This is a genomic window from Aromatoleum bremense, from assembly GCF_017894365.1.
In the GTDB taxonomy this organism is placed as follows: domain Bacteria; phylum Pseudomonadota; class Gammaproteobacteria; order Burkholderiales; family Rhodocyclaceae; genus Aromatoleum; species Aromatoleum bremense.
Window position 1 is genome coordinate 3,817,259 of sequence record NZ_CP059467.1, and the last position, 18,001, is coordinate 3,835,259.

Annotated in this window: 14 protein-coding genes; 4 read left to right on the plus strand and 10 right to left on the minus strand. The window is 67.4% G+C overall.

What is annotated here, in order from left to right; genetic code table 11:
- Positions 1-206 precede the first annotated feature (206 nt).
- On the plus strand, positions 207-2,219 hold the full coding sequence (locus tag pbN1_RS18070) for a sigma-54-dependent Fis family transcriptional regulator (RefSeq protein ID WP_169202873.1): 2,013 nt from the start codon (positions 207-209) through the stop codon (positions 2,217-2,219).
- A 4-nt stretch (positions 2,220-2,223) separates the two neighbouring features.
- Here pbN1_RS18070 and pbN1_RS18075 read toward each other — a convergent pair whose 3' ends face one another.
- The 9 genes from pbN1_RS18075 to pbN1_RS18115 all read right to left on the minus strand — a co-directional run bounded on the left by pbN1_RS18075 (position 2,224) and on the right by pbN1_RS18115 (position 11,246).
- Positions 2,224-4,380 (minus strand): TonB-dependent receptor family protein, encoded by a 2,157-nt coding sequence (locus pbN1_RS18075; RefSeq protein WP_169202872.1) that lies wholly within the window; start codon positions 4,378-4,380, stop codon positions 2,224-2,226.
- Between the two features lie 156 nt (positions 4,381-4,536).
- The gene (locus pbN1_RS18080; protein ID WP_210147573.1) at positions 4,537-4,758 is read right to left on the minus strand and encodes a hypothetical protein; all 222 of its coding nucleotides are present in this window, start codon (positions 4,756-4,758) and stop codon (positions 4,537-4,539) included.
- A gap of 53 nt (positions 4,759-4,811) precedes the next feature.
- Complete coding sequence (locus tag pbN1_RS18085) at positions 4,812-5,108, minus strand: type II toxin-antitoxin system RelE/ParE family toxin (protein WP_169202871.1); 297 nt, start codon at positions 5,106-5,108, stop codon at positions 4,812-4,814.
- Entirely contained in the window at positions 5,108-5,335 is a 228-nt protein-coding gene (locus tag pbN1_RS18090; protein ID WP_169202870.1) for a CopG family ribbon-helix-helix protein, read from the minus strand. The genes pbN1_RS18085 and pbN1_RS18090 overlap by 1 nt, the downstream gene beginning before the upstream one ends.
- A gap of 91 nt (positions 5,336-5,426) precedes the next feature.
- The gene (locus pbN1_RS18095; protein ID WP_169202869.1) at positions 5,427-5,579 is read right to left on the minus strand and encodes a hypothetical protein; all 153 of its coding nucleotides are present in this window, start codon (positions 5,577-5,579) and stop codon (positions 5,427-5,429) included.
- Positions 5,573-7,666: a 4Fe-4S binding protein gene (locus pbN1_RS18100; protein WP_244857013.1), complete on the minus strand. Its 2,094-nt coding sequence runs from the start codon at positions 7,664-7,666 to the stop codon at positions 5,573-5,575. The genes pbN1_RS18095 and pbN1_RS18100 overlap by 7 nt, the downstream gene beginning before the upstream one ends.
- A gap of 50 nt (positions 7,667-7,716) precedes the next feature.
- Positions 7,717-8,367 carry a response regulator gene (locus tag pbN1_RS18105; protein ID WP_169202868.1) on the minus strand — a complete coding sequence of 217 codons (651 nt, stop codon included), beginning with the start codon at positions 8,365-8,367 and terminating at the stop codon, positions 7,717-7,719.
- Positions 8,348-9,727, minus strand: coding sequence for a sensor histidine kinase (locus tag pbN1_RS18110; RefSeq protein ID WP_169202867.1), 1,380 nt, complete (start codon positions 9,725-9,727; stop codon positions 8,348-8,350). Before pbN1_RS18110 ends, pbN1_RS18105 begins: the two co-directional genes overlap by 20 nt.
- Before the next feature lie 217 nt (positions 9,728-9,944).
- Complete coding sequence (locus pbN1_RS18115) at positions 9,945-11,246, minus strand: IS1182 family transposase (protein WP_169204311.1); 1,302 nt, start codon at positions 11,244-11,246, stop codon at positions 9,945-9,947.
- A 512-nt stretch (positions 11,247-11,758) separates the two neighbouring features.
- Here pbN1_RS18115 and pbN1_RS18120 point away from each other — a divergent pair.
- A complete protein-coding gene (locus pbN1_RS18120) occupies positions 11,759-13,552 on the plus strand; it encodes a methanol/ethanol family PQQ-dependent dehydrogenase (protein WP_169203387.1) in 1,794 nt (597 codons plus the stop codon).
- A gap of 120 nt (positions 13,553-13,672) precedes the next feature.
- Complete coding sequence (locus pbN1_RS18125; protein WP_210147574.1) at positions 13,673-14,638, plus strand: hypothetical protein; 966 nt, start codon at positions 13,673-13,675, stop codon at positions 14,636-14,638.
- A 48-nt stretch (positions 14,639-14,686) separates the two neighbouring features.
- Here the strand turns inward: pbN1_RS18125 and pbN1_RS18130 are convergent, their stop codons facing one another.
- Positions 14,687-14,992: a hypothetical protein gene (locus pbN1_RS18130; RefSeq protein ID WP_169203386.1), complete on the minus strand. Its 306-nt coding sequence runs from the start codon at positions 14,990-14,992 to the stop codon at positions 14,687-14,689.
- A 542-nt stretch (positions 14,993-15,534) separates the two neighbouring features.
- Here pbN1_RS18130 and pbN1_RS18135 point away from each other — a divergent pair.
- Positions 15,535-17,805, plus strand: a complete 2,271-nt coding sequence (locus pbN1_RS18135) for a TonB-dependent receptor (RefSeq protein ID WP_210147575.1) — start codon at positions 15,535-15,537, stop codon at positions 17,803-17,805.
- Positions 17,806-18,001 lie beyond the last annotated feature (196 nt).

The following is an 18,001-nucleotide window of genomic DNA, read 5'->3' on the forward strand; positions in this document are numbered from 1 at the left end:
GTTGCTAATCATGTTTCACGCTGTTGTGAAGCTGCTTGCTTCAAGCTGGGGCAGGTGCTACTTTTTGGCGCACAGGGGCCTCAAGAAAACGCCGGGCCGTCCCAAGTTTTCTTATCCCCCTCGGGGGGCGGAAACGGCAAAGCCGTTTCACGGGGGGCTCATAAAAAACATGCCTCGTACGGCGGGCGGGACAGGAGGAGGAGACGATGGTATTACCGCAATTGCGGGACCGCCGTGACAACACGCTGGTCGACGCGCGCCGGTTTTTCTTCGAGCATGGCGAACTGCCGCAGGCGGGTCTCACGCCGCCGGTACTGCGCTCCTGGCAGCGCTGCCGCTCGAGCGGGCTGGATCACCTCGACAAGCATTCCCCTGATCCCGAAGGTCGCGCCGGCCTCTCGGAAGCGCGCGAGCGCAGCGCACGGCTGCTCGAGCACGCGGGCGGGATCATGGAGCACGTCTTCGAGCAGATCCGTGCCTCCGGCAGCATGGTGATCCTGGCCGACATCCACGGCATGATCCTTCACAGTCTCGGCGACGCCGATTTCCTCGGGCGCGCGCAACGCGTCGCGCTGCAGCCGGGCGCTTCGTGGGACGAAGCAGAGCGCGGCACCAACGCGATCGGCACCGCGATCATCGAGCTGGCGCCTGTCGAGGTCATGGGCGCCGAGCACTATCTCGAACGTAACGGCTTCCTGACCTGCAGCGCGTCGCCGGTGTTCGATGCGCGCGGGAGGCTGGCCGGCGTGCTCGACATTTCGGGCGACTACCGCAGCCAGCAGCGGCATACGCTGGGCCTGGTACGGCTGTCGGTGGAGCTGCTCGAAAAGCGGCTGTTCGAGGCGGAATTCGCCAAGGAGATCCAGATCGCGTTCCATTCGCGGCCGGAATACGTCGGTAGCCTGCAGGAAGGCGTGCTCGCGGTCGGCGAGGATGGCCGGCTCCTCGGTGCGAACCCGGTCGCGCGTGAAGCGCTGGGGCTGTGCGCCGGGTTTGTGCAGGCACCGGTTTTCAACACGTTGTTCAGGCTCGGTCTGGGGCAGGTGCTCGACCGGGCGGCAAGCGCCGGTGACGCCTTGCTGATGCTCGAGATGCGGCGCGGCGACACGGTGTACGCCCGGGTGCGCGCGCCACGCGGGCCGCGCACCGCCGTTCCCGCCACCGGGCTCGCGGACCGCGCCGCCGAGCCGCGGCGCACTGCGCCGAAGGCGGGCGAGGGGCGCGGCAACGACATCACGCTCGACTGCCTGGCGACCGGCGACGAGCGGCTGCAGCTTGCGCTCGACCGGGCGCGGCGAGTGCAGGGCAAGGACATTCCGCTGCTGATCCAGGGCGAATCGGGTGTCGGCAAGGAACTCTTCGCACGGGCCTTCCACAACAGCGGGACGCGGCGCGACGGCCCTTTCGTCGCCCTCAACTGTGCGGCGATTCCCGAGAACCTGATCGAATCCGAACTGTTCGGCTATGTCGGAGGTGCCTTCACCGGCGCGCGCCGGGAGGGGGCGGTCGGCAAGATCCAGCAGGCGCACGGCGGCACGCTGTTCCTCGACGAAATCGGCGACATGCCGCTCGGCATGCAGGCGCGGCTGCTGCGCGTGCTGCAGGAGCGCTGCGTATCGCCGATCGGCTCACTCAAGACGACCCCGGTCGACCTGTCGCTCGTTTGCGCGACGCACCGCATGCTGCGCGACGCGGTGAAACAGGGCCTGTTCCGCGAGGATCTCTATTACCGCGTCAACAGCCTCACGGTGACGCTGCCGCCGCTGCGCGAGCGCACCGACATCCGCTCGATCGTGACGAAGATTCTCGCCGCCGAGGCCGAGGCGATCGGCGCGCGCGGAGCGGCGATCACGATCAGCGGCGAGGTCATGAACTTCTTCGAGCGTTACGCCTGGCCGGGCAACGTGCGTCAGCTGCAGAACGTGATCCGGGTCGCGGTCGCGTTGCTCGATGACGAGTGCGAGATACAGCCGGTGCATTTGCCCGAGGAATTGTTCGGCATCGATGCTGACGGCGAGCACGAAGAGCGCTCCGGGCAGGCCGCGGAACCGCCGCCCCGGGCGGCTGTCGGCGGCAACGTCGCACGCAGTCTCGACGAAATCGAACTCGAGGCGGTCGCGACCGTCATGCGCGAGGTGGGCGGCAACGTCTCGGCTGCGGCACGCCGTCTCGGCGTCAGCCGCAACACGCTGTATCGCAAGCTCGGGCGGATGACCTGAGCATTCAGAATCGATAGCTCGCCCGCACGCCGGCATACCAGCTGCGCTCCGGGCCGGGTTCGTAGAACCGGCCGTTGCCGTCGCCCACGATCACCGATGCGACGTGCTCGCGGTCGAACAGGTTGTCGAGTCGCAGCATCTCGTTGAACGTCCACGGGCCGGATTTCTGTTCCGCGGTGAGGCGCAGGTTCGCCAGGGCGTGGGCCGGCGCGGCACGCTCGGTGTTGGTGTCCTCGACGTACACCTTGCTGCGATAGAGCGCCTCGAGTGCCGCGGCGATCCCGCCGACGGGGATCCATTCGAGTTCGGCGTAAGCCGACAGCGCAGGAATGCCGGGCAGGCGCCTGCCGTCGGCGATTGTCTTCGCCGCCGTGCCGCTGCCGGTGACGAAGGTTTCGTCGTAGATCGCCTGCAGCCGCGTCACGCTGAGCCGGCCGCGCCAGTTCGGGGAGAATTCGCTGTCGACCGCGAGCTCGATGCCGCGGCGCAGCGTCGTGCCGGCGTTCTTGAACACGGTGCGTCCGCCGGAACTGCTCTCGACGACCAGTTCGTCGTCGGTGCGCACCCGGAAGATCGCGGCGTTGAGCCGCGTGTTGTCGCCGACGAAAGCCTTCACGCCGAATTCGAGCTGTGTGCTGGTTGCAGGCGCAAGGCCGAAATTGAAGCCCGCGGCGCCGCCCGCGCCCGAATACGCGAGTTCGGTCATCGTCGGGGTCTCGAAGCCACGCGCGGCGCTGCCGTAAAGGTTCAGCACCGGGCTCAGCTTGTAGACGACGCCGAGCGCCGGGGTCGTTTCGCGGAAGGTAAGCCCGCCGCTGTCGTCGCCGTTCGCGAGGTAGTCGTCATCGACGTCGAATTTCACGCGGCTGTGGCGCAGCCCCGCGGTCCATTGCCACGCGCCCTGTTCCCAGGCGGTCTGCACGTACGGATCGATGCTCGTAACGGTGTCCGTCTCGTCGCGGCGCAGCCGGCCTTTGACCCCGAGGGTCGTGCCGATGAAGTTCTCGAAGCCCTGGCGGTCATCCTCGGAGCGGTCGACGTCGATGCCCGCGGTGAAGGTCAGCTTGCCCGGTCCGAGCTCGCGCTGGCCGATCCAGCGTGCGCCGACGCCGTGGAAGTCGCGGTCGAAATCGATGACGCCGCCGGAATGCCGCGGGTTGGCCTGCGGGCCGGCCGGGATCGACTGGTACTGCGTGACGCTGCGCTGCCCGGCATAGGCGACAAGCTGCAGGCGGTCATCGCCGAAGCGCCGCTCGTAGGTCGCGCCGCCCTGGAGGTGGTCGATGCTCTTGCGTGTGTCGAATGTTTCGGCGACGGGTTCGGCTGCGCGCGGGTCGCGCCGGTAGGTCGCCCACGTCAGGCCCAGCGGGTCCTCGGTATCGGGCTGGCGCAGGCCGCTCGCCGTCAGCGTCAGCCGGCTGTCGGCGTCCGGCGCGAAGTTCAGCTTCGCGAACGCCTGCTCGCGCGTCGCCGCGCTGTGGTCGCGATAGCCGTCGGTGTCGAAGCGCGACGCATCGAGCAGGTAGCCGACGCCGTCCTTCTCGCCTTCGCTGCCAACTCCGATCCTGGTCGTGCCCCAGGAGCCGGCGAGGGCGCCGCCGCGCACGCTCGGCGCACCTTTCGGGTCGCGCGAAAAGAGCTGGATCACGCCGCCCGCGTGGTTGCCGTAGATCGTCGAGAACGGGCCGCGCAGCACTTCGATGCGCTCGGCGACGTCGAGATTGAAGGTCGCGGCCTGGCCCTGGCCGTCGGGATTGCTCGCCGGGATGCCGTCGGCGATGAGCTTCACGCCGCGCACGCCGAAAGCGGAGCGGGCGCCGAAGCCGCGGATCGAGATCTGCAGGTCCTGGGCGTAGTTCTGGCGGTTCTGCACGACGAGTCCGGGAATGCCGGCCAGTGCTTCGGAAGCGTTGACGCCGAGGTTTCCTGCCCGGACCCTGGCCATGTCGACGACATCGACGGAAAACGGCAGGTCGAAGCTCGCGGCCTCGACGCGGCTGCCGGTGACGACGACCGGATTCAGTACCGGCGCCGTGTCGGCAGCGAGAACCGGCGCCGAGCCGACGCCGGCGAGGCCGGCGAGGCCGGCGAGCAGCGCCAGTGCGACGCGACGCAGGCGGGGGTGGGGAATGTTGTCGTTGGGCGTCGAATGGCGATTCATCGATCGGTATCCTGTCAGGGGTCGATTGTCCGGGGAGGTGGTCGACTGTACGGGTCCGCCAGTATTTCCGCATCGCCAAGGCTGGCGAAAGGTCCTGCAGAAAATCATGAGACCGGCGTATCGGGGCAAGCCGCTTCCGCACCGTGCCGGGCTGCCTCAGCCGGCGAAATCGCCGTGGGTCAGAAAGTGCGTGCTTGCGCCGACCATCGCCGTCGCGCCCTCGCGCAAGCGGTCGAGAATCCGGTTGGCGCCGCGAAACTGCTGGTAACGGCACGCCACCTTCACCCGCGTGCCGCCATCGGTATCCATGAACACGCTGCAGGTGCGCAGGATCTGCAGCAGGCTGCGCTTGCCCGGCATGCCGACGATCAGGCGCACCACCGGATCGCGCTCGCCGGTGCCTTCATTTTGTTCGACTTCGGCATATTCGCTTATCGTGTCGCCGGCAGTTGGTCCGGCCAGAGGCGAGAAGTATGGACTACAAGAAGAATCTCGATATCCGAACCGCGCTCCCGATAGGCGAGGATATAAGGAAAGCGTGCGACGACCAGCTCGCGCGTTCCCGGCAAGCGGCCCGGTCGGCCGCTCCGGGGATGTTGCAGCAGCAGCGCTGCCCGTTCGCGCAGGTGGGAGACCACGTGCCGCGCGGCGACCGGATTTTCGGCAGCAATGTAGTCATGAATGCCGCGCAGATCGTCCAGCGCCTGCCGGTGCCAGCGCAAGGCCATCAGGCGGCGTACTTGGTGAAGAACGCATCAGCCTCTTCGTCACTGGCGAACTCGCCGTGATCGGCTGACTCGATCCGCCGGCGCAGAACCTCTACGTAGCGCCGATCGGCCGCCAGATAGGCGGCCAATGCCTCGCGGATAATTTCGTCCTCGGGGCGCTGAGCCTCTTCAGCAAGCTGGTGAAACTGGCGCTGCATGTCCGGCTCGATGACGATGCTGGTGACCATGGTGCGGCCCTCCTGGCTATACCTGTTACATGACTTGGGGTGTTACCGACAGTTCATTCGACGCCAGGCGTCAAGCGCGATGGCGCGGCCGTCATGACGCCGCTTCCTTTTGATGATGCCGGTAATGCTCGGCGTGAACAATGTTGCACAGCTCGCCCTGCTGCTCGAAAACCAATTCTGGCACGGTGCCGTTGTTCATGAAACAACGGCAGGCGTCCACCTCGCCGCTGAAGACATTCAGCAAATGTGCCGTGCCTTGCGGCGCAGCAGCATCACTGGCGCGCAACGCTCCGGATCGTGATAGATGCCCACGCAGTCAAGGCACTGAAAGCAGTCGTCGTAGCGGATGGCGCCATTGCGGTCGATCGCGTCGTAGGCGCAGCGATGGCGGCAGCGCTGGCAGGGTTTTCCGCATTCGCGGCGGCGCGGCAGCCAGCGCAGCAGGCGCAGTTTGCCGCCGAGCACCATCGCGGCACCGAGCGGACACAGGTAGCGGCAGAAGAACTTGTAATACACGGCGCCGAGTGCGAGCAGCACTCCGGCATAGGCGACGAAGGGCCAGGTGCGGTCGAAGCCGACGGTGATCGCAGTCTTGAACGGTTCGACTTCGACCAGCTTTCCGGCCACCCGCGGCGCGAATGCTGCCGCGCCGACGAGGGCGAGCAGCAGCGCATAGCGGCCGCGGTCGAGCCACTGCGCAAGACGTCGCGGCAGGCGTCGCTGCGGCAGGCGACACAGGCGGCCCAGGTGCGCCGCGAATTCCTGCAGCGCGCCGAACGGGCACAGCCAGCCGCAGAAGGCGCCGCGGCCCCAGGCCAGGGAACTCGCCAGCGTGAAGGCGATGAGCAGCAGCGAGACCGGATCGTAGAGGTAGCTCGCGAGGCTCTGGCCGGCATAGAGCATCTTGACCGCGCCGGTGAGCTGCACGATCGACAGCTGGCCTTGCGCATGCCAGCCGAGGTAGCCGAGCGTGAAGGCGAGGAAGCCGAAGCGGAACAGCTTCAGCCGGCGCGGCGACAGGCTGATCCAGCGCGGGCGCGCGAGCACCGCGGCGAGCAGTGCGAGCGCCGCGCCGATCACTGTGAGATCGGTGCGCCGGTCCTGCCAGGCGATCAGCCAGTCGGGCGGCGGTGCCGGGGGGCGCTCGAAGTAGGACTCCGGCGCGCGGTAATTCACATGCACGCCGCGGTGGGTGATCTCGGGCAGGATGGCGCCGCGCGCACGGGCGAACGTCAGTTCGAAATCCTGCACGCTGCCGGGGTCGACGCCGGCCAGCGGCGCCGCCTTGAGGACCAGCGCTGCGTTCAGCGGCGGTGCGCCGGGCGGTGTGCGCGGATCGAGATCCGCATCGCGCAGCTCGAAGGGCACGCCGCCCTGTCTGAGCGTCAGGCGGGCCGGCGCGGTGCCGCGCACGAAGTGCTCGTCGAGGAACGAGGTGCGTCCGGCGGTGGCGACCCACCACGCCTGCTGGCCGGGCTCCAGCGCACGCTGCAGTTCGGCGAAGCCCGCGTCGCCGAGGATCGTGCGGCCGATGCCCGGTGGATTGAGCCAGGCGACGTAGAGCTCGACGAAGGTCTCGCCGGGCGCGGCGAGCGCTGCCGGATCGAGGCCCGCGGCGTCGCTGTCGGCGAACAGCGCCTCGGCGTCGCGGTTGGCGAGGCGCAGCGTGGCGATCGCGCCGGTGTCGAGCAGGTCGCCGAAACTGCGCTGCTCGTACCGGTCCTCGCGCGCCCGTGCGGGCGGGCCGGCGATGGACGGCGCCGCGAAGCCCAGGCGGGCGCGCGCGACCGCGACCGCGGCAGTGAGGACGGTCTGATTGACGATGCGGACCGACGCGGTGGCCTTGGTGATGCCGTCGAGCACGACTCGATTGCCGGCACCCTCCGCTGCGGAGGAGGCGCCGTAGATGGTCGATACGGTGATCGACTGGCTGAGGTTGCGGCCCGCGTACTGGCGTACGAACTCGTGCAGCGGGCTTTCGCCCAGCCCGCCGAGGAACACCGGCTCGTGCTGGCGCAGCACTTCGACGCTCATGAAGTTGCCGCGCGCATCGAGCGCGATCAGCAGGTTGATCGGCGTGCCTTCGAAGCCCGGAATGGGCGCGAGATCGATCGACTCGAACGCCCAGCCGACAGGGCCGTCATCGGGCGCGAGTTCGCTGCCGATCGGCCACACCGGCACGTCGCCGGCCTTGTCGCCGACGCGCAGCGGCGGGGCGAAGCGCCGTTCGAGGTCGGCGCGGGTCAGCTCGCCGGCGAAGGACGTCGCTGCGGCCATGGCGCCGATCAGCGCGCACAGCACCGCGGCGAACCGGCGGATGAGCGTGCTCACGCCGTGGGGAGCGGTTCCGGTGCGCGGCGCACGGTCATCGATGTCGCGCTTCACACCGTGATCAGGCCGCTGCGCACGGCGATCAGCGCGAGTTCGGCGGCATTGGTGGCGTTGAGCTTCTGCTTGATGTGGTAGAGATGCGTGCCGATGGTGCTCGGGCTGAGCTTGTGGGTGGTGGCGACCTGGTTCACCGAGTTGCCCTGCGCCAGTTGCAGGAAGACGGCGAATTCCTTGTCGGTGAGGGCGTCGGCCGGATCGCCGTTGCCGCCGAACTGGGCCAGCGCCAGTTGCGGCGCCAGTTCCGGGTCCACGTAACGCTGACCGCGTGCGATCCGCGCCACGGCCCGCACCAGTTCCTGCGGCTGGGCGCGCTTGGACAGGTAGCCGGTGGCGCCGGTGCGCAGTGCGCGCAGCGGAATCTGCGCATCCTCGTGGGCGGAGAGCATCAGCACACGGGCATCGGGGCTGCGCGCGAGCAGGCGTTCGAGCGCGGCGAGCCCGCCGATGCCGGGCATCGACACGTCCATCAGCAAGGCATCGGGGCGGTGTTCGGCGAAGGCCGTGAGCGCCGCCTCGCCGCTGTCGGCTTCGGCGACCACGTGCGCGCCGGCGCCTTCGAGCAGCATGCGAAAACCCATGCGGACGACGGCGTGGTCGTCGGCGAGGATGAGGCGGAGGTTTTCAAGCGGTGCGCAGGCCATCGGGGAGTTCCTCGCAAGGTGGGTTTTTCGGTAGATGCGCGCTCACGCGCAGGCCGCCGCCGGGCGGCGTGTCGAGGCGCAGCTCGCCGCGCCATTCGGCGACGCGCTCCTTCATGCCGGCGAGCCCGAAGCGTCCGGCGCCGGCTTCGGCCGCCAGGCCGCGACCGTTGTCGCAGACTTCGAGCGCGACCGCATCGGGCTTGAACTCCAGGCGTACTTCGACGTGCGAAGCGCCGGCATGGCGGGCGACGTTGGTGAGACTTTCCTGCAGCAGGCGCAGCACGGTGAGCCCGAGCGCCTCGTCGGTTGCTGCCCCCGGCGGCGAGGTGACGCAGTCGACGCGGATATGCGGATGGTGGCCGGACCACAGGCGGCAGTAGTCGGCCACCGCGCGGTCGAGCTGGCCGCTGCCATCCGCGCTGGCCGGACGCAGGCGCTGCAGGATCGCGCGCACGCCGTCCTGCATCTGGCCGGTCATTGCGAGGATCGCCTGCGCGCTGCCGTAAATCTGCGGCTGGTCTTCGCAGCGCTGCAGGATCGCGCCGGAGATCGCGCGCACTGCGGTGATCGCCTGGCCGAGCTCGTCGTGCAGCTCGCGCGCGATCACGCGCCGCTCCTCCGCGAGGCGTGCCTGCACGGCGCGCGCAAACGCCTGGTCCTGTTCCAGCCGCAGGTTCTGCGCGCGCGCCTGGTCGAGGGTATCGGCAAGACGGTTGTAGCTGCCGGCGAGGCGGTCGAGTTCGATGACACGGTAGCCCGGCAGGCGGATATCGAAGCGGCCGTCGGCGCCGCGTGCAAGGGCCGCATCGATGCGGGCGAGCGGGGCGAGCGCGCGGTTCAGCGCCAGCCGTGCGGCGAGCGCGACGAGCAACAGCAGCGCCAGCGCCGAGCCCAGCCCGGTGCTGAGGTCGTCCCAGGCGTCGAGGATCGCGCGCGAGGCGTCCGGGCGCAGCACGATGCGCTGATCGCCGGCATCGAAGTAGCGCGGGGCCACGGCCGGCGCGAGCCAGTCGGCAAACCACTCGGGCGCGAAGCGGCCGGCCTTGTAGGTCGGCTCGGGCGATAGGTACCTGCGCACGCCGTCGGCCGCGATCACTTCGAGCTGATTGGCGCGCAGGCGCCCGACCGCGCGCAGATGCGCCATCAGCCGCACCGGCCCGTCGGTGGGGTCGCGCAGGGTTTCGGACACCAGCACGTCGATCCACTGCTGCGCGACATGGCTTGCGGCCTGGACTTCCTCGTGGATCGCCCGGCGCGTCTCGCGCACCCACCACCCGGCGCCCGCAAGCATGATCAGCGCGAGCGTGGCGATCAGCGCAAGGCCCACACGGGTGCCGAGCGTTGTGGACTTAGCGTGCATCGCCAGCGCCCCGGCCTGCCGGTTCGGCGGCGGGAAAGCGATGCGCGACCGGGCGGCGATACGCCTCCCCGGACTCGGAGTTTGTGAATCTTTCGTTCGCAGGACCGATTAGACGCGCGAGCGAGGTTGACGCCGTTTTGCTTGGCGCGAGAGGTTTTTTGCATCATTTGTAGCGCTATCGACCGTTCATTTGGCGTTTTTCCCCATTTTTCGCCCCTTAAACCCCGATTCCGGGAACTGCGGACGCACCTGTCCCTAGCCCGAGCAATTCCGGTGCGAGGCTGACCATGCGCATCAGGTTGTGCGCCAAAGCAAAGATCAGCATCACACACTTGACCTTCGCCAGACCCCGCACCCGGAACTGCTGCAGGCCGCGGTTGCGGCTGTGCGCATTGACGCATTCGGCCGTCGCCGCTCGCCGCTTGTAAATGACCTTGGCCTCGTCCGTGCCCATCCGCTGCCGCCAGGCCGCCACCGCTTCGCTGTCGCTGGCCTTCGCCTGGTGCGGATCGACCGCCTTGTCCTTGGGTTGCGGCACCGGCCCATAAACGACGGTGCTTTGGCTCGCCTGCTCGATCTGCTCGTGCCCGACGTAGCCGCCATCGACCAACCAAGCTTCGGGCAGCTGACCGCAGCGCGCGGTGACCTGCTCGATCATCGGCACCATCTGCCCTTGGTCGCTGCCGACGGTGGCCACCTCGACCCCCACGATCACCAGCGAGTCGGCGTCGCTCGCCAGTTGCGGGTTGTACGCCGGCCGAAAGCCGCCGTCGCCCATCTTCATCACCGTCGCTTCGGCATCGGTCATCGACGCGCGCGCCTGGTCGGGGTTTTTGCCTTGCCGCTGCTTGATCGCTTCGATCTCGGGCAGCCGCGCCAGCGCCTTCTCAAGACGCGCTTCACGCTCTTTCGCCGCCCGTAGCCGGGCCGCTTCCCGCGCCCGTTCGGCCTGCGCCGGGTCCGCCTCCGCCTCGGCTTTGAGCCGCGCCACGGCCGCGCGCGCCGCCTCCAGGTAGCCTTCGAGCTTCTCCTTGCGGCGAAACGAGCCCGCCCCGGCGCTCGCCCGCACCCGCATCCCGTCCTGCGCCACCTGTTTGAGCTTGACCACCCCGGCCGCCATCAGGCTGGCGATGCTCACACTCAGCAACTCGTCCAGCCCTTCGCCCTGATCCTTGCGAAAGTCCGAAAGGGTGTGGTGATTGACCTGAACACCGCCGCACAACCAGCGGTAGGCGTCATGCGATTCGAGCAGCCGTGACACCGCCCGCGCGCTGCCCACCCCGTCGAGCGTGGCGTACAACCACAGCGCCAGCAAAATCTCCGGCGCGATTGCCGAGCGGCCCACCCCGCCATCGACCGCACGAATCCCGGCGTAGAACCGTGACAGGTCTTGCCGCTCGACGTACGCCCACACCAGGCGCGCCCGATGCCCCTCCGGCAGCAGTGACTCCAGGTCACTCGCCCGAAACTCCATCTGCCCCCGGTTGGGCCGCAGCACCCGTGCTCGCGTCTTCGTCATCGGCGCAAATCCAGACCTCGTAGCAAGACCTGATTATACCAAAGACATATAACTGGCCGGGGATTTTTCACAGCCTCTCGGCCCGGCGGCGGAACTGCGGCGGCATCGGGAGGGCAGGCATTTCAATCGCGGCGCGTCCTGCGCGGTGCATGCGCCGACAACGGCGACCGACTCGAAGGCCATGATTCGTCCGCACCAAACTGACAATCAACATGAAATCCCCTCCGCCGGGCGCGGGACGCTGCGCTATGACCAGCTTTCAGCAAGGCCTGTGCCATGACAGTGAAGCGGCGGACCGGGACTCGCGGACATCAGTACTGCTCCAAAACGGAACGAGTGCTGTCATTCGTTACAGGTTTACTGCAAGTAGTGCATGCGCTTATGGTCGGGAATACCTATTTTGATATATGCCTGTCGATGGCATGGCCCTTGCGGGAATGGCTGTCGAACCGGACGAACCTGTCCGGGGGCGTTCCCGAACAAAACGACCAGAAATGCAAGGAGGAAGGTAAATGAAGCAGATCCGGAAAAACACACGGGGGCCCGTCGCCGCCACGGTTCTCGCGCTCGCTCTCGCGGGCGTCGGAGCCGCACAGGCGAAGGAAGTGACCGATGCGGACATCCTGAACGACGACACGCTCACCACGCAGGTGGTCACGCACGGCCTCGGCACGAAAGGGCAGCGCTTCAGCCCGCTGACGCAGATCAACCCGGAGACGGTCAAGAATCTCGTGCCGGTGTGGTCGTTCTCGTTCGGTGGCGAAAAGCAGCGCGGGCAGCAGTCGCAGCCGATCGTCCACGACGGCAAGATGTTCGTCACCGCGTCCTACAGCCGCATCTTCGCGCTCGACGTCAAGACCGGCGAGAAGCTGTGGAAGTACGAGCATCGCCTGCCCGACGGCATCATGCCGTGCTGTGACGTCGTCAACCGCGGTGCCGCAATCTATGGCGACCTGGTGATCTTCGGCACGCTCGACGCGCAGCTCGTCGCGCTGAACAAGGACACCGGCAAGGTCGTGTGGAAGGAGAAGATCGAGGACTACAAGGCCGGCTACTCTTTCACTGCGGCGCCGCAGATCGTCAAGGGCATGGTCATCACCGGTAACTCCGGCGGCGAATTCGGCATCGTCGGCCGCGTCGACGCGCGCGACGCCAAGACCGGCAAGCTGGTGTGGACGCGGCCGGTCGTCGAAGGCCACATGGGTTTCAAGTACGATGCGGCCGGCAAAGAGGTCGAGAACGGCATCTCGGGCAAGACCAACGCGACCTGGCCGGGCGACCTGTGGAAAACCGGCGGCGCCGCACCGTGGCTGTCGGCCTACTACGATCCGGACGTCAACCTGATCTTCATCGGCACCGGCAACCCGTCGCCGTGGAACAGCTGGCTGCGCCCGGGCGACAACCTGTATTCATCCTCGACGGTCGCGATCGATCCGGATACCGGCAAGATCGTCTGGCACTACCAGACCACGCCGCACGACGGCTGGGACTATGACGGCGTCAACGAATTCGTGTCCTTCGAATACAAGGATCCGAAGACCGGCAAGACGGTCAAGGCCGGCGGCAAGGCCGACCGCAACGGCTTCTTCTTCGTCAATGACCGCACCAACGGCAAGCTGCTGAACGCCTTCCCGTTCGTCAAGCAGATCGACTGGGCGAAGGGCATCGACCTCAAGACCGGACGGCCGATCTACGATGACACGAAGCGTCCCGGCAACCCGTTCACCGAAGGCGGCGGCGACGGCAAGAAAGGCACGACCGTGCTCAACGCGCCGTCCTTCCTCGGCGGCAAGAACCAGATGCCGATGGCGTTCAGCCCGAAGACCGGCTACTTCTACGTGCCGGCCAACGAATGGGCGATGGACATCTGGAACGAGCCGGTGTCGTACAAGCGCGGCGCGGCTTACCTCGGCGCAGGCTTCACGATCAAGCCGCTGCACGACGATTACATCGGCGCGCTGCGCGCGGTCGACCCGGTCAGCGGCAAGATCGTCTGGGAAGTCAAGAACAACGCGCCGCTGTGGGGCGGCGTGCTGACGACCGGCGGCAACCTGGTGTTCTACGGCACGCCGGAAGGCTATCTGAAGGCGGTCGACGCGACCACCGGCGCCGAGGCGTGGAAGTTCCAGACCGGTTCCGGGATCATCGCCCCGCCGATCACCTGGGATGACAACGGCGAACAGTATGTCGCGGTCGTGTCGGGCTGGGGCGGCGCGGTGCCGCTGTGGGGCGGCGACGTCGCCAAGCGCGTGAACTTCCTCGAGCAGGGCGGTTCGGTGTGGGTGTTCAAGCTGCACAAATCCTGATGCACTGACCGGCCGGCAGCAACGGCCGAAATCCGGGCGAGCGGTGGCGGCACCTGCGTTGTCACGCAAGTGCCGCCTGTGCAACGGCCTCGCCGCATCGATGCCGGGAGGAACGGTGAGATGGATGAGAACCGACTCGTCGCACGGTTGATTCTTGTTTTCGCGATGCTGATCGCGATCGCTGCTCTGTCCCGTGCGCCCGCTGCCGGGGCTGCAGAAGCTCCGGGCGGCGTGACGATTCTCGTCGAAGGCGAGGGGTGGGGCTCAGCCGATCGCGAGGAGATCGAAACACTGCTCCGTGCCGTCGCCGACGAGTTGATCAGCCGCCGCGGGGGTGTGCTCGATCAGCCGATCCTGGTCACGCATGCTCCCGGTAGCCCGGTGACCCTCTATGAAAGGGGAGGCGCCGGCGAATACCAGATACGGCTGTCGGCGCGCAACCGGAGCTGGGCGCAATACGCGTACCAGTTCGGACATGAGCTGTGCCACATCATGTCGAACTTCGCGGGCGCCGCCGGCGTCGCGGGGCGCAAGCGCAACCAGTGGTTCGAAGAGGCGGTTTGCGAAGCCGCGGGCCTTTACGCGCTTCGCAGCATGGCAACCCGCTGGCAGACCGACGCGCCCTATTCGGGCTGGAAAGATTACGCTGCGGCGCTGCGCGGCTATGCGGACCGCCTTGTCGCCGAGCCGCATCGCCGTTTGCCCGGAGGTGTTTCGCCGGGCCGGTGGTTGCATGCGAAGCTCGATGTCCTCGCGCGCGACCCGTACCGCCGCGACGACAACGAGGTCGTCGCGAACCTGTTGCTGCCCTTGTTCGAACGGGCTCCCGAGCACTGGGCTGCGCTTCGCTACCTGAATCTGCATCCGGCCGACGCCACCGTCGACCTGTCACGGTACTTGCGCCACTGGCGCAGCAACGCGCCGCGCGAGCACCGGCAATTCATCGACGAGGTGACGAGCGAACTCGGCCTTGGTGGCCTCCCGGATCTTCGCGACGTGCAACCCTCTACCGCAATCGCTGCGGCTGACGACCCGCCGCGTCCGGCCGGCGTTCAGGCCGGCAGCGCAGGTCCGCTCCCGCAATGAAGTTCGCGAGCACGCCCGCCCGGGATGCAGGCAACGCGCGGGGTAGCGTCAGTGGAAACCGGCCGAATCGCGGTCTGCGATCGCGTTTCTCATGCGAATCTCAAACCCCAGTCGCTGGACGTAGCGATCGAGATCGCGGTCGCCCACCGAGCTTCCGCGCGGACCTTCCTCGCCGGGAACGTCGCCGGGCCGTCCGAACACGCCCGCGTCCTGTTTGAGTTCCACCCGTTCTTGCACTGCCCGCGCCTGCTCGTCGAAGGATTGATCCCTGACTTTGTCGGGGGCCGCCATGCTCGGCGGGACGATCAGCGCCAGTGTTGCCATCGCTGCCAGGAAAGCTGATCTGGTGTTCATGTTCCTTCTCCGAATGCGTTGCTCCCTGGAGTTTCTGCTGGTTTGCGCCGAGTGTTTACGCTTCCAATATAGGTGTCCCCGGTGCGGATACAACGCTTGCTTCGAGGGTGAGTACCAGCCTTTGAACCCGATCGGAAGCGCCCCGGGGCGGCGTTGAGAATTGTGTGCGTTGCGGGGTGTGCGGAATGGCCGGCCTGGACCCGGGTGTCGCGGCCGGCGCCGGGGGTAGTCAGAATGGCATATACCTTGCGTGCACGACATTGACCCGCAAGTTCGGAATGGAACCTGCCGTCAGAAGCTCGATGCGACAGCGATTTCAAGCTGCCCAGGTTGGCGGTGAACCACGGACTCGTGGAGTTTCCGGCCTGCTGGGCACATTCGGGCCGGAGCGGGTCTTCGCTGCGTTCAACAACCCGTCGGGCACTACATCAACCAAGGTCGAGACAACGAGAGTGATCCAGCCACCAAGAACCCTACCAACGACGGCAGGCAGGAACGCTTTGCGGGACGATTCCGGTATCCGCGCAAGATCCGTTCTGTCGATGACGACATGCTCGCAGCTCGCATTGGCCGCTGCGATGATGGCAGGCGGCAGCGCCGAGGCGCAGAACCGGATGCCGCCGCAGGCGGCGGATGCGACGCTCGAGCCGGTGGAGATCATCGGCACGACGTTGTTGCCCGGTATCGGCCTGCCGCGTGAGCAGATTCCGGCCAATGTGCAGACGATGCCCGCGCAGAGCTTGCGCGAAGCGGGCGGGGTTTCGCTCGCCGAGAGTCTGCAGCGCCGGCTGCCGAGCATCAACGTGAATGAGATGCAGGGCAACCCCTACCAGGCGGACCTGAACTACCGCGGCTTTTCGGCGTCGCCGCTGCTCGGTACGCCGCAGGGGCTGTCGGTGTTCCTCGACGGCGTGCGCGTGAATGAACCGTTCGGCGACGTCGTGAACTGGGACCTCATCCCGCGCTCGGCGATCGCGTCGATGACGCTGGTGCCCGGCTCGAATCCGCTCTACGGCCTGAATACGCTGGGTGGAGCCCTGGCGCTCGAGACCAAGCGCGGCGACACCCATCCGGGCGGTGAGTTCGAGGTGTACGGCGGCTCGTTCGGCCGTCGCGGCGGTGTGATTCAACACGGCGGCACGCGCAACGAAGCGTCATGGTTCCTGGCCGCCGAAGGGCTCAAGGAGGACGGCTGGCGCGACCACTCGCCGACCGATGTCGGCCAGGTCTTCGGCAAGTTCGGCTGGACCGCCGGCGTGACGGACCTCGCGCTCACGCTCGCCCACGCCCGCACCGATCTCGTCGGCAACGGCGTCGTGCCCGAGAGCCTCCTGCGCGCCGAGGGGCGCGAGGCCGTCTTCACCCATCCGGACCAGACACGCAATCGCGGCACGCTGCTGGCGTTGTCCGGCAGCCACTGGCTCAACGACAGTGACCAGCTTTCCGGTACGGCCTACGTGCGGCGCACGCACACTCGTACCTTGAACGGCGATCTCGAAGACGATTTCGAGATCGGCGACGACGAGAACGGCGCGCTCAACCGCACCGCGACGCGCCAGAATGCCGCAGGCGTCGCACTGCAGGGAAGCCGCATCGCCGGTGCGCACCAGTTCGCGCTCGGCGTGTCGCACGACCGTGGCCGCAGCAACTTCCGCCAGACCGAGCAGGAAGGGGAACTCGACGGCAGCCGCGGCGTCCTGGCCACCGACGACGAGGAAGAGGTCAATGAACTGCTCGGCCGCACGCGCACCACGAGCATTTACGTCACCGACAGCGTCGCACTGACGCCTGCGGTGCAGATGACCGGTTCGCTGCGTTACAACCACACTCGTGTCATCAGCGACGATCGCCTGCGTCCGAACGCGCCGGACAATCTCGATGGCGATTTCACGTACCGCAAATTGAACCCCGCGCTGGGTTTCACCTGGCAGCTGAGTCCGAATCTCACGGGGTATGGCGGTTTCAGCCAGGGCAACCGGGCTCCGTCGCCGATCGAACTCGGTTGTGCCGATCCGGAAAACGCCTGCAGCCTGCCCAACGCGATGGCGGCCGACCCCTTCCTCGAACAGGTTGTGACGCGCACTTTCGAACTCGGCCTGCGTGGCCGGCTGTCGGATGATATTCGCTGGAACGCCGGCGCGTTCCGCAGCACCAACTATGACGACATCCTCTTCGTCGGCACTGGCGGCAGCCTCGGCTACTTCACGAACTTCGGCAAGACGCGACGCGACGGCATCGAGCTGGGACTGGGCGGCGAAACCGGCTCGCTGGACTGGCAGCTGCACTACAATTATCTGCGCGCCGTGTTCCGCTCTTCGGCCTGCGTGCTGGCCGAAAACAACAGCACCGCAGGCCGGGGCGGCTGCGGCGAGGACGAGATCCGCGTCTCCAGCGGCGACCGCCTGCCGGGGCTGCCAGCGCACAGCCTCAAAGTGGCGCTGTCCTGGCGCGCCACCGCGGCGCTGCGCGTCGGAGCCGACATGGTGGCCTATTCCAGGCAGTACGCACGTGGCAACGAGAACAACGCGCATCGCGCCGGCGACGAGTTCGGCGGGCGCGGCAGGGTGCCCGGCTACGCCCTGTTCAACATGAGCGCCGACTACCGGCTGAGCGGCGGCTGGATGCTGTTCGGCCGCATCGACAACGTCTTCGACAAGCGCTACGCGACGGGCGGCGTACTGGCCGAGAATCCCTTCGTTGGCCCCGACAGCGCTTTCGTAGCGGATCCGGACGCGTGGCGCAGCGAACAGGCCGTGGCCCCCGGTGCGCCGCGCGCCGCGTGGATCGGCCTGCGTTATCGGTGGGGAAGCTGACGCGTGTGCCTGGGATGAAGCGGGTCGTCCGCTCTGCAGGACGGGAACGAACTGCCGGGGCAGGGTCGTGAGCCGCTGATCGCGGCGGCCGCGAGTGCCTGCCCGCCCGCGCGGGTGTTCCTGCAGCTGTTCCAACTTGCAACATTTCTGTTGCGGCAATTCGCGCCGCGATGTGTCGAAGCGGATCACATGTTGC

Bases quoted from the DNA above. Each gene is read 5' to 3' on its own strand.
- pbN1_RS18130 (WP_169203386.1), bottom strand. From the start codon at position 14,992: ATGAACACCAGATCAGCTTTCCTGGCAGCGATGGCAACACTGGCGCTG.
- pbN1_RS18085 (WP_169202871.1), bottom strand. From the start codon at position 5,108: ATGGCCTTGCGCTGGCACCGGCAGGCGCTGGACGATCTGCGCGGCATT.
- pbN1_RS18090 (WP_169202870.1), bottom strand. From the start codon at position 5,335: ATGGTCACCAGCATCGTCATCGAGCCGGACATGCAGCGCCAGTTTCAC.
- pbN1_RS18105 (WP_169202868.1), bottom strand. From the start codon at position 8,367: ATGGCCTGCGCACCGCTTGAAAACCTCCGCCTCATCCTCGCCGACGAC.
- pbN1_RS18135 (WP_210147575.1), top strand. From the start codon at position 15,535: ATGACGACATGCTCGCAGCTCGCATTGGCCGCTGCGATGATGGCAGGC.
- pbN1_RS18075 (WP_169202872.1), bottom strand. From the start codon at position 4,380: ATGAATCGCCATTCGACGCCCAACGACAACATTCCCCACCCCCGCCTG.
- pbN1_RS18120 (WP_169203387.1), top strand. From the start codon at position 11,759: ATGAAGCAGATCCGGAAAAACACACGGGGGCCCGTCGCCGCCACGGTT.
- pbN1_RS18110 (WP_169202867.1), bottom strand. From the start codon at position 9,727: ATGCACGCTAAGTCCACAACGCTCGGCACCCGTGTGGGCCTTGCGCTG.
- pbN1_RS18125 (WP_210147574.1), top strand. From the start codon at position 13,673: ATGGATGAGAACCGACTCGTCGCACGGTTGATTCTTGTTTTCGCGATG.
- pbN1_RS18070 (WP_169202873.1), top strand. From the start codon at position 207: ATGGTATTACCGCAATTGCGGGACCGCCGTGACAACACGCTGGTCGAC.
- pbN1_RS18115 (WP_169204311.1), bottom strand. From the start codon at position 11,246: ATGACGAAGACGCGAGCACGGGTGCTGCGGCCCAACCGGGGGCAGATG.